At 75.3% G+C, this 15,080-nt stretch carries 8 protein-coding genes; 6 read left to right on the forward strand and 2 right to left on the reverse strand.

Annotated features, from left to right (window positions below):
* Positions 1-34: 34 nt before the first annotated feature.
* Both ABD350_RS34580 and ABD350_RS34585 read right to left on the reverse strand, forming a co-directional pair.
* Positions 35-1,261 carry a serine/threonine-protein kinase gene (locus ABD350_RS34580; protein ID WP_344353040.1) on the reverse strand — a complete coding sequence of 409 codons (1,227 nt, stop codon included), beginning with the start codon at positions 1,259-1,261 and terminating at the stop codon, positions 35-37.
* 111 nt (positions 1,262-1,372) lie between these two features.
* A complete protein-coding gene (locus ABD350_RS34585) occupies positions 1,373-3,112 on the reverse strand; it encodes a serine/threonine-protein kinase (RefSeq protein ID WP_344353041.1) in 1,740 nt (579 codons plus the stop codon).
* 415 nt (positions 3,113-3,527) lie between these two features.
* On the opposite strand from ABD350_RS34585, the gene ABD350_RS34590 reads away from it, so the two are divergent.
* From ABD350_RS34590 to ABD350_RS34615, 6 genes are all read left to right on the forward strand, one after another.
* Positions 3,528-7,577 carry an FtsK/SpoIIIE domain-containing protein gene (locus tag ABD350_RS34590; RefSeq protein ID WP_344353042.1) on the forward strand — a complete coding sequence of 1,350 codons (4,050 nt, stop codon included), beginning with the start codon at positions 3,528-3,530 and terminating at the stop codon, positions 7,575-7,577.
* Between the two features lie 249 nt (positions 7,578-7,826).
* On the forward strand, positions 7,827-9,206 hold the full coding sequence (locus ABD350_RS34595; protein ID WP_344353043.1) for an ABC transporter substrate-binding protein: 1,380 nt from the start codon (positions 7,827-7,829) through the stop codon (positions 9,204-9,206).
* Positions 9,207-9,213: 7 nt separating this feature from the next.
* A complete protein-coding gene (locus ABD350_RS34600) occupies positions 9,214-10,557 on the forward strand; it encodes a carbohydrate ABC transporter permease (RefSeq protein ID WP_382467087.1) in 1,344 nt (447 codons plus the stop codon).
* Positions 10,554-11,462: a carbohydrate ABC transporter permease gene (locus tag ABD350_RS34605; protein ID WP_344353045.1), complete on the forward strand. Its 909-nt coding sequence runs from the start codon at positions 10,554-10,556 to the stop codon at positions 11,460-11,462. The genes ABD350_RS34600 and ABD350_RS34605 overlap by 4 nt, the downstream gene beginning before the upstream one ends.
* 446 nt (positions 11,463-11,908) lie before the next feature.
* Positions 11,909-14,110, forward strand: coding sequence for a bifunctional glycosyltransferase/CDP-glycerol:glycerophosphate glycerophosphotransferase (locus ABD350_RS34610; RefSeq protein WP_344353046.1), 2,202 nt, complete (start codon positions 11,909-11,911; stop codon positions 14,108-14,110).
* A gap of 6 nt (positions 14,111-14,116) precedes the next feature.
* Positions 14,117-15,080, forward strand: a 964-nt coding sequence (locus tag ABD350_RS34615) for a glycosyltransferase family 2 protein (RefSeq protein ID WP_344353047.1), incomplete at its 3' end; no start/stop codon positions are given.

The following is a 15,080-nucleotide window of genomic DNA, read 5'->3' on the forward strand; positions in this document are numbered from 1 at the left end:
GCGACCTCGGCCGTGCCGCGTCCGCCCCCGGGTCTCAGGGGGCGGAGGTGCTGTGGGTGTCCGGTGGTGCCTGGTCCTCCCCGTCGGCGGAGGCGAACCACACGCCGACGCCCACGGCGGCCGCGACCAGCACCCCGGCCACGCCCAGGGTCACCCGGCGCCGCCGCACCGCGGCCCGGTGGCGGGCCGAGCCCGGGCGGGGCGCGCCGGCGGCCCGGGGCACGCGGGCGGTCCCGTGGGCGCCGCCGGCCAGCTCGTCCGGCGCGGGCACCCGCATCGACGTGTGCGTGTCCCGGTTGGAGTCCGGCTTGGCGCCGGGGACCAGGGACACCGCGCCGCGCCGCCGTACCGGCTCGTCCTCCGGGGCCGCCGCCGGTCCGGGCTCCTCGGCCTCCTCCTCGGACGGTCCCGGCTCGTCCACCTCCAGCGGCGGCAGCCCGGCCAGCGTGGGCAGCTGCTCGCGCAGCCGCGCCGCCAGCTCCGAGGCGCGCAGCCGGGAGGCGGGGGCCTTGGCCAGGCACTGGACGAGCAGCTGCCACAGCTCCTCGGGGATGCCGGGCAGCGGTACGACGGTCTCGGTGACGTGCCGGCGCAGCACCGCGCCGGGGTGCCCGCCGCCGAAGGGCGTGAAGCCGGCCAGCAGCTCGTACAGGACCGTCGCCAGGGCGTAGATGTCCACGGCGGCGCGCGGCGGGAGGCCCTCCACGATCTCCGGGGCCAGGTAGTCCGGGGTGCCGATGATCTTCGTGGCGCGGGTGCGCTTCGGCGAGTCGATCAGCTTGGCCACGCCGAAGTCGGTGAGCAGCGCGGGGTGGGCGCCGCCCGGTCCGAGCGGGCCCTGCATGTCCAGCAGGACGTTCTCGGGCTTGACGTCCCGGTGGACGACCCCGGCCGCGTGGGCGGCGGCCAGCGCGTCGGCGACGTCGGCGACGATCGCCACGGCCGCCTCGGGGGCGAGCCGCCGCTCCCGTTCCAGCCGGGTGCGCAGGTCGGTGCCGCGCACCAGGTCCATGACCAGGGCCAGGTCGTTGCCGTCGACCACCAGGTCCCGCACGGTGACGATGCGCGGGTGCTCCAGGCCGAGCAGCGCGGTGCGCTCCTGCACGAAGCGTCCGACGAGCTCCTGGTCGGAGGCGAGGTCCTCGCGCAGCAGCTTGATGGCGACGGGGCCGTCCGGTCCCTCGCCGAGCCACACCGTGCCGGCGCTTCCCCGCCCCAGGATCTGGTTCGCGGTGTACCGGCTGCCGATCTTCCGTGCCAAGACTGCTCCTACAGACGCGTGTTGTCGTTAAAAGTACGCGTCCGGCGAGCCAACCTTCTCCGCGGAGGCGGAAATCACCCGGCAGATGTCGACAAATCCCCAACCTGACGGTCAGTTCCCGGAGGAACCGCCCAGGTCGTTGATCCAGCCGCCCACCTTGCCGGCCCAGTCGGTCAGCTGGTCCCAGTAGCCCTTGCCGGTGCCGATCCAGTCCTGGAGCGGGGTCAGCTCCCAGACCAGCCAGCTGACGACCACCAGGATGACGATCGTGAACAGGCAGCCCTTCAGGCAGCCGAGCCCGGGGATCTTCATCGGGTTGGCGCCGCGCTGCCGGGGCGCCCGGGGCTCGCGCGCGGGCCGCTGCGGCTCGGGCGGGGCGGGCGGCGCGTACCGCTGCGGCTGCTGGGGCTGCGGCGGCTGGGGCGTGGCGTAGCGCTGGGGCTGCTGCTGCGGGTAGCCGTAGCCGGGCGCCTGCTGCGGGCGCTGCCGGCCGCGCGGCTGGGGCTGCTGCGGGCGGGGCTGGGGGGCCGGGCGCGGCTGCTGCTGCGGCCGGGGGGCGACCTGCCGCTGGGGGCGGCGGCGCAGCGGGTCGTCCTCCGGGTCCAGGTACTGGATCTGCGTCTGCTCGTTGCGGTCGCGGGCGGCGCGCAGCTGGTTCTGCCAGGGGTGCGGCTGCTCGGGCTGCTGCCCGTACTCCCCTTGTTGCCCCTGTTGCCCCTGTTGTCCCTGCCGGTTCGGCGGGACCGGCGGCAGGACGGCGGTGGGGTCCGCCGCGCCCGTGTTCGGCAGGACGGCGGTGGGGTCGGCGGCGCCGGCCGGGCCGCCGGTGTGCGGCAGCACGCTGGTCGCGCCGTTCGGGTCGTACGCCCCCGTCGGCGCGTTCGTCGGCAGCACCTGGGTGGGGTCGGCGGCGCCGGGCGCGTCCGGGACGGCGGTCGGGGCCGGGTCGGGGGCGAGGAGCGCGCCGACGCCGTCGGCCGCGGCGATCTGCGCGGCGTTCGCGTGCACGCCGACGCCCTCGGCGACCACGCGCAGGGCCCGCGCGAGGTTCTCGGCGCCGGGCCGCTCGTCCGGGTTCTTGCGCAGGCAGCGCTCGATGACCGTCCACAGCGGGTCCGGGACGGTGGAGGGGCGGCGCGGCTCGGCGCTCAGGTGCTGGTGCAGCACTTCCAGGGCGGTGGACCCGGCGAACGGCGGACGGCCGGTGACCAGCTCGTACAGCAGGATGCCGGCGCCGTAGATGTCCACGGCGGAGGTCTGCGGGCGGCCCTCGGCGGACTCCGGGGCGACGTACGCGGGCGTGCCGACGAACTCCTGGGTCCGGGTCAGGCCCGGGGAGTCGGCGAGGCGGGCGATGCCGAAGTCGGTCAGCATCGGGTGCATCTCGCCGTTCTGCTGCAGGAGCAGCACGTTGGCGGGTTTCAGGTCGCGGTGGACGACGCCGTCGGCGTGGCTCGCGGCGAGGGCGTCGGCGATCTGCGCGGTCAGCAGGGCCGCGGCGACCGGGGTGAGGGGGCCGTTCTCGCGCAGGTAGCGGTGCAGGTCGGGGCCGTCGACCAGGTCCATCACCAGGGCCAGCAGATCGCCCTCCACGACCAGGTCGCGGACCCGGACGATGTTCGGGTGGGTGAGCCGCAGCAGCACGGAGCGCTCGCGCAGGAAGCGCATCACGATGTCCGGATCGCTCGCCAGCTCCTCCTTGAGGACCTTGATCGCGACCGTTTCGCCCGGCTGTCCGGGCACGGCGGCCTCGGCGCCCGCCGTCTCGCGCTGGCGGGCACGCCAGACGGTGCCTGTGGCGCCGCGTCCGAGCGGCTCCTCAAGCAGGTACTTGCTGCCGACTGGCCGCACGTCACGCGCTCCCTGCTGGTTGCTGTCGCTTGCTCTCCGGTCCCGGTGGCCCGGTGTTCCGCCCCACTGTAGTGCCGTGCTACGGGGCACCACCTACGCGTTCCCGGGCATCCTCGGGGCGCTCGGGGCGGGGTTCGACGGGAAGACGCCGGTCGCGGTCCTCTGGTTGCCCGGGGCCGGACGTGACCGATCTCAACTGATCGCCGGCGGGGTCCGGGTCCGGCACTTTTGGGGGCAGAGCCGACCAATCAAGATCACTTGTCATCGGGTTCCGGGCGCGTTGCCGACGGCAGGTGCGAGGATGCCTCCAGCAGTCCGCCGGGACGGTTCCGGCGGCCGCTGGCCGACGTGCTCGTGTGGGGTGGGGGGAAGTCCGCGCCCGCGCAGACCCGCGCAGAAGGGACCGCTGACGCCGATGCAGATCCGGCTGACCGTCGTAGACCCGCTCGGTCCGCCCCCGCAGCGGGGCCGGGCCCTGTGCCGCGACGTGCTGGTCACGGCGCCCGTGGGCACGGAGCTGGGCGCGGTCGCCTCGGCGCTGGCCGGGGCGGTCGCGGGCGAGGGGGGCGCGGGGCGGGAGGCCGGCGCGTCCGTGGTGCTGTACGCGGGCGCGGAGCGGCTCGATCCGCGCCGGTGCACGCTCGGTGAGCCTCCGCTGGTCGACGGCGCCGTGCTCACCCTGGGCGCGCCGGCGGCGCCCGAGCCGCATCCCGAGCTGGACGCCGCGCCGGCGCAGTTGCACGTGGTGGCGGGGCCGGACGCGGGCGGGGTCCATCTGCTGCACGGCGGGCCGATCACCGTGGGCCGCTCCGCCGACGCCGACGTGCCGCTGGACGACCCCGACGTCTCCCGGCTGCACTGCGTGGTCACCGTCGGCGCGGACGGCCGGGTCTCGGTCGCCGACCTCGGCTCCACGAACGGCACGTCCCTGGACGGCACGCGGGTGACGGACCGGCCGGTACGGGTGCCCGCCGGGGGCCTGCTGCGGATCGGGGAGTCCGCCCTGCGGGTGACTCCGTCGGGCGGGGCCGGGACACGGGTGCGGGCGGTACCGGACGGGGAGGGCCGGGTACGGGTCGCCGTGGGCGGTGACGGGCCGGGGACGGCTCCGGGTACGCGTGCCGGTTCGGCTTCGGACGTCCCGCCGGCGCCGGGCGCGGGGGGCCCTGGCGGGGGCTCCGCGCCGTCGGCGACCGCGGGTGGTGTTGGTGCGGGCGTGACGCCTGGCGCGGGGGGGCCTGACGGCTGTGCGGGCGGGGCGTCCCCGGCCGGTGACGTGCGCGGGGGCGCGGGTGCGTCCCCGGCGGGGGGTGGCGGCCGGGGTTTCGCCCCCTCCGGGCAGGCACGGCACGGCTACGGCGCCTACGGCCCCGCCGCCCCGGGTGCCGGTGGTGAGGGCCGTGAGCACCGGCGCGGGCAGTCCCCGGTGGTGCCGGGACAGGCCGGGGCGCCGAGCGTGGAGAGCAGGGGCGCGGGCTCCGGCGTGCCGGGCGCGGTGCCCGGCGGCGCCACCCACGCGGGACGCTTCGGGGTCGCCGGCGGTCCGGGCGGGGCGCCCGGGGCGGCGTACGCCGGGGCGCCGGGCGGCGAGGACCCGCGTCCGAGCGGGCGCAAGAGCACCCCGGTCAGGGGCACGGACCTGCCAGGAGGCAGCCTCCCCGGACCCGCCGACGTGACCTACACGCAGTACGGCGACCACCCCGGATACGCCGGCGCACCCTACGGCACCCGCCCCGCGCCGGCCGGCACGCCCCAGGGCACCCACCCGGCACCCGGCGGCACCCCGCCGGAAACCGGTCCCGCGCGCTCCGCCGACGCCGGGGCCGACGGCGCCCCCTCCCGCTCGGCCGGCGCCCCGCAAGGGGCCCGGCGGCGGGGCTTCGGCGCCTGGGCCCGGCGGCTGGCCGGCGGGCGCGCGGAGCAGGCGGGCGGGGCCGTGTCGTACGACGGCGTTCCCGGGCCCGCCGCCGGCGGGGGCCCGGCCGCCGGCGGCGTACCGCGCCCGGACACCTGGCCGGATCCGGCCGCGCTGCTGCTGACGGCGCTGGGTCCGGGGCCCCGGCTGTGGGAGCGCGGGCCGGGCCACCCGGAGGCGCTGACCGTACGGCTCGGCACGGCCGACCGCAGCGCGCCGGACGGCTCGGGGCTCCTGCCCGCCGTACCCGTGACCGCCGCGCTGCGCGAGGCCGGCGCGCTGGGCCTGGCCGGTCCCCGCCCCCGGCTGTCCGGGCTGGCCCGCGCGGTGCTGGCCCAGCTGGCCGCGCTGCACTGTCCCGACCTGCTGGAGATCGTGCTGATCAGCGCGGACCACTCCCGGCCGGTGGCGGACCGCACGGCGGAGTGGGCCTGGCTGGGCTGGCTCCCGCACGTCCGCCCGGGGCACGGCCAGGACTGCCGCCTGCTGCTCGCCTACGACCGCGAGCAGGCCGCGGCCCGTACCGAGGAACTGCTGCGCCGGGTGGAGGACCACACCGGGGCGGCGGCCGGACCGTCGGGGATGGTGGCCGGAGCCGCCGGGGCGATGCCCGGACCCGCCGGAACGGTGACAGGACCCGCCGGGGTGATGCCTGGACCCGCCGGAACGGTGACAGGACCCGCCGGGGCGATGCCCGGACCCGCCGGAACGGTGACAGGACCCGCCGGGGCGATGCCCGGACCCGCCGGAACGGTGACAGGACCCACCGGAACGGTGGCCGCACCCAGCGGGGTGGTGGCCCACGGCACGGGGACCGGACCGGCCGGGATATCCGTATCCGGGCCGGGCGCGCCCACCCGGGGCTCCGGCCTCTCCGACCTCACCGATCTCTCCGGCCCCTCCGGCCCCTCCGGCCGCGATGCCCTCGGCGCTCCCGGCGCCCCGGGCGCCCCCGGCACCGGCCCTCTTCCCGGGGCCGCCGGGCCGGCCGGTTCCGCCGTCACCGGTGGCTTCCGGGGACCGTTCACCGTCGTCGTGGTGGACGGGGACCCCGGCGGTGCCGCCCTGCGGGACGCCCTCGCGCGGCTGGCCGTGGACGGGCCGCGGGCCGGGATCCACCTGGTGTGTCTCGCCGAGACCGAGCCCGCCTCGCCCGTCTCCCCCGTGGCGCGGACGTACGAGGCCGCCTGCGCGGTGACGCCCGCCTTCCGGCACTGCGGTGCCGTCGCGCTGCTCAGCGGGGACGTCGCCACCGCGCTGCAACTGCTGCGGGTGGGGCCGGTCGGCCCGGGTACGCACGGGACCGTGGACGCCGTCTCCGCCGCCTGGGCGGAACGGTTCGCGCGGGCGCTGGCGCCGCTGCGCCCGGACGGCCCGGACGGCGAGCCGCACGCGCGCGTGGCCGTGCCGCTGCCCCGGACCGCCCGGCTGCTGGACGAGCTGGGGCTGGCGCGCGCCACCCCGGCGTCGCTGATGGCGCGCTGGGCGGACGCGGCGGACGACACCGAGTCCCCGGGCGGCCGGGCCCGGGCCGTGCTCGGCGCCGGGCCGCGCGGCCCGGTCACCGTGGACCTGGTGGCGGACGGGCCGCATCTGCTCGTCGAGGGCCCGCCCGGCAGCGGCCGTACCGAGCTGCTGCGGACCGTGGTCGCCTCGCTGGCCGCCGCCGAGCGGCCGGACCGGCTGGCCATGGTGCTGCTCGACGGCCGGGACGGCGTCGGCACGGGTGCCGGGCGGGGCGAGGGCCTGCGCGTGTGCACGGACATCCCCCATGTGACCACCCACCTGATCGCGGGCGACCCCGTCCGTATGCGGGAGTTCGCCCAGTCGCTGAGCGCCGAGCTGAAGCGCCGGGCGGAACTGCTGGGCCGGACGGACTTCGCCCGGTGGCACGCGGGCCGGGAGGTGTCCGGCCGCATGGTGACCCAGCGCGGCTCCGCCGCGGGTCCGCCCTCCGGTGACATAGAGGCGCCGCCCAGCTCCACGATCCGGCTGCGGCCGGGCGCGGCGGCCCGTCAACGCGCCGCCGCGGCACCGCCGTTGCCCCGGCTGGTGGTGGTCGTGGACGACCTGGACGCCCTGGTCTCCCCGGCGCTCGGCTCGCCGGGCCGGCCCGCCGCCGGCTCGGTGACGAGGGCGCTGGAGGCGGTGGCCCGGGACGGCGACCGACTGGGGGTGCACCTGGTCGCGGCGGCCGGGGCCGACGGCCGTACGGCACAGTCCGAGCCGGCCCGCCGGGCGGCCCTGCGGGTGGTGCTGGACGCGCCGCAGCCGGGGCCGGACCAGCCGGCGCCGGGGCGGGGACGGCTGACGTACGGGGACGGGCCGGCCGTGGGCTTCCAGGGCGGCCGGGTGACCGGGCGGATCCCGCGTACCGCGACCCAGCGGCCCACGGTGGTCCCGCTGGACTGGCAGCGCATGGGCGACCCGCCGGCCCGCCGGCCGGTGCGGGAGCTGGGCAACGGCCCGACCGATCTGGCCCTGCTGGCGAGCGCGGTGGAGCGGGCGGCCCGCGAGGTCTCGGCGGCGGAGGTCCCGTCCCTGCTCTAGGCCCTCGTCCCCGCGCATCCCCCGCGAGGTCCCCCGCGGAATCTCCCGCGAGGTCCCCGGCGGAATCCCCGGCGGGATTCCCCGCCAACTCCCCCGCATACGCCCCCGGTTACGAGCCGATCACGATACGCGGGTGTGGACCCCGGGCGCTCTTGCCCGTGCCGAGCGGCCCGGCGTACACCGGACCGCACGGGACAGAGTTCTTACGTTCAGCGCGCGTTCAACGAAGAACGAACGAACGGGGAAGTGATGCACAGCAAGAGCAGCACATTCCGGGCCCATCGGGCCGTCACCGCGGTCGCCGCCCTGCTCGCGGGAGCCCTCGCGCTCTCCGCCTGCTCCGGCGGTGACGACGACAAGGCGGACACCGGGGAGAAGACGTCCCCGGCCACGGGTTCCGGCGTCACCCTGCCGAAGCTGGACGGCGCCACACTGGAAGTGGCCGCCGTCTGGACCGGTGGCGAGCAGGCCAACTTCAAGAAGGTGCTCGCCGAGTTCGAGAAGCGCACCGGCGCGTCGGTCACCTTCGTGCCCGCGCAGGACCCGATCATCAACTTCCTCGGTTCGAAGATCGCGGGCGGCCAGCCGCCGGACATCGCGCTGCTGCCGCAGCCCGGCGCCATCAGGCAGGCCGTACAGAAGGGCTGGGCCAAGCCGCTCGGCCCGGAGGCCCTCAAGGAGCTGGAGGAGAACTACTCCCCGGGCTGGCAGGACATCGGCACGGTCGACGGCAAGCGGTACGGCGTCTACTACAAGGCCGCCAACAAGTCGCTGATCTGGTACAACGCCGAGGTTTTCGCGAACGCGGGAGCGAAGGAACCCAAGACCTGGCAGGAACTGCTGACCGCCTCGCAGGCGGTGTACGACTCGGGGGTCACGCCGTTCTCGGTGGCCGGCGCGGACGGCTGGCCGCTGACCGACTGGTTCGAGAACATCTATCTGTCCCAGGCGGGGCCGCAGAAGTACGACCAGCTGGCCCAGCACAAGATCAAGTGGACCGATCCCTCGGTGAAGCGGGCGCTGACCACCCTCGCCCAGCTCTGGGGGAAGAAGGAGTACCTGGCGGGCGGTCAGTCCGGCGCGCTCCAGACCGAGTTCCCGCAGTCGGTCACCCAGACCTTCACCGGCGGCGACCAGCCGAAGTCGGCGATGGTCTACGAGGGTGACTTCGTGCAGGTGAACATCGGCGAGACCAAGTCCGAGGTGGGCACGGACGCGAAGGTGTTCCCCTTCCCGGCGGTCGGCGACAGCGCGCCGGTGGTGTCCGGCGGCGACGCGGCGGTGATCCTGAAGGACTCCAAGGCGGCGCAGGCCCTGGCCACCTTCCTCGCCTCCCCGGACGCGGCCGCGATCCAGGCGAAGCTCGGCGGTTACCTCTCCCCGAACAGGAACGTGCCCGTCTCGGCGTACCCGAACGCGGTCCAGCAGAAGATCGCCAAGGCGCTGATCGCGGCCGGCGACGACTTCCGCTTCGACATGTCCGACCAGGCCCCGCAGGCCTTCGGCGGCACGCCCGGCAAGGGTGAGTGGAAGGCCCTCCAGGACTTCCTGAAGAACCCGCGGGACGTCGCGGGCGCCCAGGCGAAGCTGGAGCGGGACGCTGCGGCGGCGTACGGGAACGGGGGCTGATCCGGGCATGGCGTCGGCAGCGGCGGCCGGGGCCGCACCGGGCCCCGCCGCGCCTCGCGGTCGCAAGAGCGTGACCGGCACCCGCAAGACCGTGGCAGCGCTGTTCCTGCTGCCCGCGCTGGTGCTGCTCGGCGCGCTCGTGGTCTACCCGATCGGGTACTCGGTCGTCCGCAGTTTCTCGGGCGACTCCGGTGGCGGCTTCGTCGGCTTCGACAACTACGAGACGCTGTTCACCGACGACGGCATCCGGACCGCGCTGAAGAACAACGTCATCTGGGTGGTGTTCGCGCCCACGGTCGCCACCGCGCTCGGTCTGGTCTTCGCGGTGCTGACCGAACGGGTGCGCTGGGGAACGGCGTTCAAGCTGGTCGTCTTCATGCCGATGGCGATCTCGATGCTGGCCGCCGGGATCATCTTCCGGCTGGTGTACGACCAGGACCCGGACAAGGGGGTCGCCAACGCGGTGTGGGTGGGCGTGCACGACACGTTCGCGCAGTCGTCGGCGTTCCCCAAGGCGCATCCGGGCCGGAAGTCGCCGCTCGTGCCGGACGGCGGGGGCTTCGTCACCAAGGAAGCCGTGCGGGCCGGGCAGCCGGTGGCCCTGCCGCTGGTCGGCGTGGCCCCCGACCGGCTGCCCGACGGTGTGCGCAAGGCCGTCGCCGCGAAGCCGGAGCCGGGCAAGGTCACCGGCACCACCTGGCAGGACTTCACCCGTGGCAAGGGCGTCGGCAGGCTCGGCGCCCCGGATCCGTCCGAGGTGGGGTACGCCGGGATGCGGATCGAGGCGGTGAAGGACGGCAAGGTGGTGGCCACCGCCGAGGCGTCCGGCGACGGCACGTTCACCCTGCCCGCCGCCGCGGACGGGGCCCGGCTGCGGCTGCCGGCGGACAACTTCCGGGAGCCGTACAACGGGGTCTCCTGGCTCGGGCCGGCGCTGGTCACCCCGGCGGTCATCGGGGCGTACGTGTGGATGTGGGCGGGCTTCGCGATGGTGCTGATCGCGGCCGGGCTCGCGGGCGTGCCCCGGGAGCTGCTGGAGGCGGCCCGGGTGGACGGCGCCTCCGAGTGGCAGGTGTTCCGCAAGGTCACCGTGCCGCTGCTGGCCCCGGTGCTGGCGGTCGTCGTCGTCACGCTGATGATCAATGTGCTGAAGGTGTTCGACCTGGTGTTCATCATCGCGCCCGGCTCCTCCCAGGACGACGCGAACGTGCTCGCGCTGGAGCTGTACCGCAAGGGCTTCTCCGAAGGGCGGCCGGGTGTCGCGAGCGCGATCTCGGTGTTCCTGCTGCTGCTGGTGATCCCGGTGATGCTGTTCAACATCCGCAGACTGCGGCGGGAGGTGCGGCGATGACGGTGACCGCCTCGGGCGTCCGGAAGACCGAGCCGGTCCGGGCGGCCCCCGCCCGGCGGCCGGTCGGCTCCCGGATCGTGGAGAAGCTGGGCGGCGGGCTGGTCCGCGTGGTGCTGATCGTCGTGGGCCTGTTCTGGCTGGTGCCGACCATCGGCCTGCTCGTCTCCTCGCTGCGCTCGCCGCAGGACATGAGCGCGAGCGGCTGGTGGACGGTGTTCACCGAGCCGTCCCAGCTCACCGTGGACAGCTACCGGAAGCTGCTGGAGAACTCCGACATCACCAGCTCGCTGGTGAACACCGTGCTGATCACGGTTCCGGCGACCCTGCTGGTCGTGGTGATCGGGGCGCTGGCCGGATACGCGTTCGCGTGGATGGAGTTCCCGGGCCGGGACTGGTGGTTCCTGGGCGTGGTGAGCCTGCTGGTGGTGCCCGTGCAGGTGGCGCTGATCCCGATCGCCGAACTCTTCGGGAAGATCGGACTGTTCGGGTCCATCCTCGGGGTCATCCTGTTCCACACCGGGTTCGGGCTGCCGTTCGCGGTGTTCCTGCTGCGGAACTTCTTCGCCGAGATCCCGCGCGAACTGCTGGAGGCGGCCCGCCTGGACGGCGCCGGTGAACTCCGGCTGTTCGCACGGGTGGTGATGCCGCTGGGCGGACCGGCGATCGCCAGCCTCGGCATCTTCCAGTTCCTGTGGGTGTGGAACGACATGCTGGTCGCGCTGGTGTTCACCAAGTCGGGCACCCAGCCGGTCACGGTCGCCCTGCAGACGCAGGTACGGCAGTTCGGCAACAACATCGACGTCCTGGCGCCCGGCGCGTTCCTCTCCATGGTGATCCCGCTGGCCGTGTTCTTCGCGTTCCAGCGGCAGTTCGTGACCGGTGTGATGGCGGGCGCGGTCAAGTAGCGTTCCACGCACGCCTCTTCGGGGGCGGGTCCGTCCGGGCCCGCCCCCCTTTCGTGTGCGGGCCGGCGTAGCCCGAATGCCGTACCCGCCGTAACCAATTCACTCCATCGGCCGTTCCCGGACCACCACGCCCGCGCCGAGCGACCCCTGGATGTCCCGTGCCCCGGTTCAGTGTCACCGTCCCCGTGTACCAGGCCCCGGCGGGTCCGCCCGGGGAGCGCGGACCCGCGCCGCCGGCTCACGCGTTCACCCCGGCGCGTCGGCGTCCGGCCACCGTGCCGCGACCCGCCGGGCCCCTCACCGTCACCGGGAGCCGCTGAACGCCGTTGTCCCTTCCGGGAGTTCCCATGCCCCTCGGCTGGACGCGGCCCGTCCCGGGCCGGCCGTCCACCTGGCGTCCGGCGGGACGGCCCTCCCCGCGTCCGCACGACGACAGAGAGAACAGAATGCCCCGCTTCAGCATCATCGTGCCGTCCCATGGGGTCGCCGGACGGCTGGCCCAGGCGCTGGACTCGGTCCTCGGCCAGTCCTTCGGCGAGCTTCAGCTGATCCCGGTCTGCGACGCCCCCGACGCCCCGGCGGCCGAGGTCGCCGCCGGGTACGCCGGACGGGACTCCCGGGTGACCGTCGTCCACTCGCCGCCGTCCGCCGGGCTGAGCGGGGCGCGCAACGCCGGGATGCGGGCGGCGACCGGCGCGTACGTGCTGTTCCTGGACGGCGACGACCTGCTGCTGCCGGGGGCGCTGGCGACGGTGGACGCCCGGCTGTCCGAGATCGCCGGGGTGGACGTGCTGTACTGCGAGCACGAGCGCGCCCCCTGGTGGGAGGGCGAGCCGGCGAACCCGGCCGGGCCGCTGCCGGCCAAGGCCCCGCGCGGCGCCTTCGCCCCCGCCGAGCTGCCCGAACTGACCGGCGTCCAGCTGCCCGCGTGGAGCGCGGTGTACCGCCGGGCCTTCCTCGCCGAGCGGGACCTGTCCTTTCCGGACGGGCACCACACCGACCTGGGCTGGGGCGGGCTGGTGACCGTCGCGGCCGGGCGGATCGCCGTGCTGCGCCGGGCCGTCGTACGGCACCGGTCCCGCCGCCAGGGCAGCCGGCTGAATCTGCCCGGCCCGCACCAGCACACCCTGCTGGACCAGGTGGAGCGGGTGCTGGCCCGGGCGGCCGAGGCCGGGCTGCCGGCCGAGCGGACCGGGCCGCTGTTCGACCAGTCGTTCGCCGTGGTGCTGAAGACGGCGTCCCGGCCGGAGCGGCTGCCCTCCGGGCACCGGGCGTTCTTCCGCCGCGCGGCCCGGCTCTACCGGCTGTACCGGCCGGCCGGCCACCGGGTGCCGGACGGCCGCCTCGGGGTGCAGCACCGGCTGCTGGCGGTGGGCGCGTACGGCGCGTTCCGCGCCCTGCGCGGCGCCAACCGGGCGGCCGGCGGCGCCGTCGCCCGGCTGCCGCGCCCGCGCACCGCCCGCACCCGGCTGCGCTACGCCCGTGACCTGCGCCGCCCGCTCGACCCGGACCTCGCCGTGTACTGCGCGTACTGGGGCCGGGGGTACGCCTGCAACCCGGCGGCGATCCACGCCAAGGCCCGGGAACTGGCCCCGCACATCCGCTCGGTGTTCCTGGTGGAGGCCGGCCAGGAACACACCATGCCGGACGGCGTCGAGTACGCGGTGCTCGGTTCCCGCCGCTCCTGGGAGGTGCTGGCCCGGGCCACGTACCTGGTCAACAACGCCAACTTCGCCGAGGGCGTGGTGAAACGGCCGGGCAGCGTGCACCTGCAGACCCAGCACGGCACCCCGCTGAAGACGATGGGCGTGGACCAGTCGACGTACCCGGTGGTGGCGGCCCGGTCCGGCAGCTTCACCAAGCTGCTGGGCCGGGTCGACCGCTGGGACTTCAACCTGTCGTCCAACCGCCACTCCACCCGGATGTGGGAACGCGCCTTCCCGGGCTCCTACGAACAGCTGGAGTACGGCTATCCGCGCAACGACGTCTACTACACGGCGACCGCCCGTGACGTGGCCCGCATCCGCCGTGAGCTGGGCGTCCCGGAGGGCAGGACGGCCGTGCTGTACGCGCCGACCCACCGCGACCACCACACCGGCTTCGAGCCCGGCCTGGACCTGGAGGCGTTCTGCCGCGCGGCCGGGGACGACGTCGTCGTGCTGCTGCGCGCCCACTACTTCTACGACCGGGGCGGCCCGCGCGGCTCGGGCCGGATCATCGACGTCACCGCGCACCGCTCTGCGGAGGACGTGTGCCTGGCGGCGGACGCGCTGATCACCGACTACTCGTCCATCATGTTCGACTACGCCAACCTGGACCGGCCGATCGTGGTCTACGCCGACGACTGGGAGGTGTACCGGGAGACCCGGGGCGTCTACTTCGACCTGATGGCCGAGCCGCCGGGCCTGGTCGCCCGGACCCCCGGGGAACTGGCCGCCGTGTTCCGCGACGGCTCGTACGCCGGTCCCCGGGCCCGAACGCTGAGGGCCGCGTTCCGGGAGCGGTTCTGCGAGTTCGACGACGGGCGGGCCGCCGAGCGGGTGGTGCGCAGGGTGCTGCTCGGCGAGCCACCTCAGGCACTGCCGCCCGTGATCCCGCTCGCGGAGCGCGTCCCCGCCCCCGCCGCCGCGACCCTCGTGAGGAGCTGACCCGCCGTGCCCCGCTTCAGTGTGATCGTGCCCTGTTACCAGGTGCAGGGCTTTCTGCGCGAGTGCCTGGACTCGGTGCTCGGGCAGTCCTTCGGGGACTTCGAGCTGATCGCCGTGGACGACCGCTCCCCGGACGACTGCGGCGCCATCCTGGACGAGTACGCCGGGCGCGATGCGCGGGTGAAGGTGCTGCACCTGCCGGAGAACGTGGGCCTGGGCATGGCCCGCAACGCCGGGCTCCCGCACGCCACCGGCGACTACCTGCTCTTCCTGGACAGCGACGACACCCTCACCCCGGGCGCGCTGCGGGCCGTTGCCGACCGGCTCGCCGAGACCGCCGACCCGGACGTGCTGGTCTTCGACTACGCGCGCACCTACTGGTGGGGCGGCACCCGGCGCAACGTCCTCGCGCACCTGCTCGCCAAGGAGGAGGTCTTCACCGCCTCCGAGTACCCGGCGATCCTGGACCTGCTGATGGTGGTCTGGAACAAGGCCTACCGCCGGGACTTCGTCACCGAGCACGGCTTCGCCTTCCCGCCGGGCTACTACGAGGACACCCCCTGGACGTTCCCGGTCATGCTCACCGCCCGCCGGATCGCCGCCCTGGACCGGATCTGCCTGCACTACCGGCAGCGCCGGCAGGGCAACATCCTGTCCACCACCAGCCGCAGGCACTTCGACATCCACGACCAGTACGAGCGGGTCTTCGCGTATCTGGCCGGGCGGCCGGAGCTGGCGTCCTGGCGGCCGTACCTGCACCGCAAGATGGGCGAGCACTGCCTGGACATCCTGGCCAAGCCGGACCGCCTGCCGCCCGCCGACAAGGCCGAGTTCTTCCGGCGGACGGCCCGGATGTTCCGCGCCCACCGGCCCGAGGGCGCCCGGGTGGACGGCGAGGTCGCCGTGCTGACCGGCTCCTGGACCGGCTACCGGCTGCGGCGGCAGTCGGCGCGGGCCGGGCGGGAGGCGG

This window comes from Streptomyces nogalater, from assembly GCF_039532885.1.
Classification (GTDB): domain Bacteria; phylum Actinomycetota; class Actinomycetes; order Streptomycetales; family Streptomycetaceae; genus Streptomyces; species Streptomyces nogalater.

Excerpts from the sequence above, each read along its gene's own strand:
- ABD350_RS34590 (WP_344353042.1), top strand. The coding sequence starts at position 3,528 with ATGCAGATCCGGCTGACCGTCGTAGACCCGCTCGGTCCGCCCCCGCAG.
- ABD350_RS34595 (WP_344353043.1), top strand. The coding sequence starts at position 7,827 with ATGCACAGCAAGAGCAGCACATTCCGGGCCCATCGGGCCGTCACCGCG.
- ABD350_RS34600 (WP_382467087.1), top strand. The coding sequence starts at position 9,214 with ATGGCGTCGGCAGCGGCGGCCGGGGCCGCACCGGGCCCCGCCGCGCCT.
- ABD350_RS34605 (WP_344353045.1), top strand. The coding sequence starts at position 10,554 with ATGACGGTGACCGCCTCGGGCGTCCGGAAGACCGAGCCGGTCCGGGCG.
- ABD350_RS34610 (WP_344353046.1), top strand. The coding sequence starts at position 11,909 with ATGCCCCGCTTCAGCATCATCGTGCCGTCCCATGGGGTCGCCGGACGG.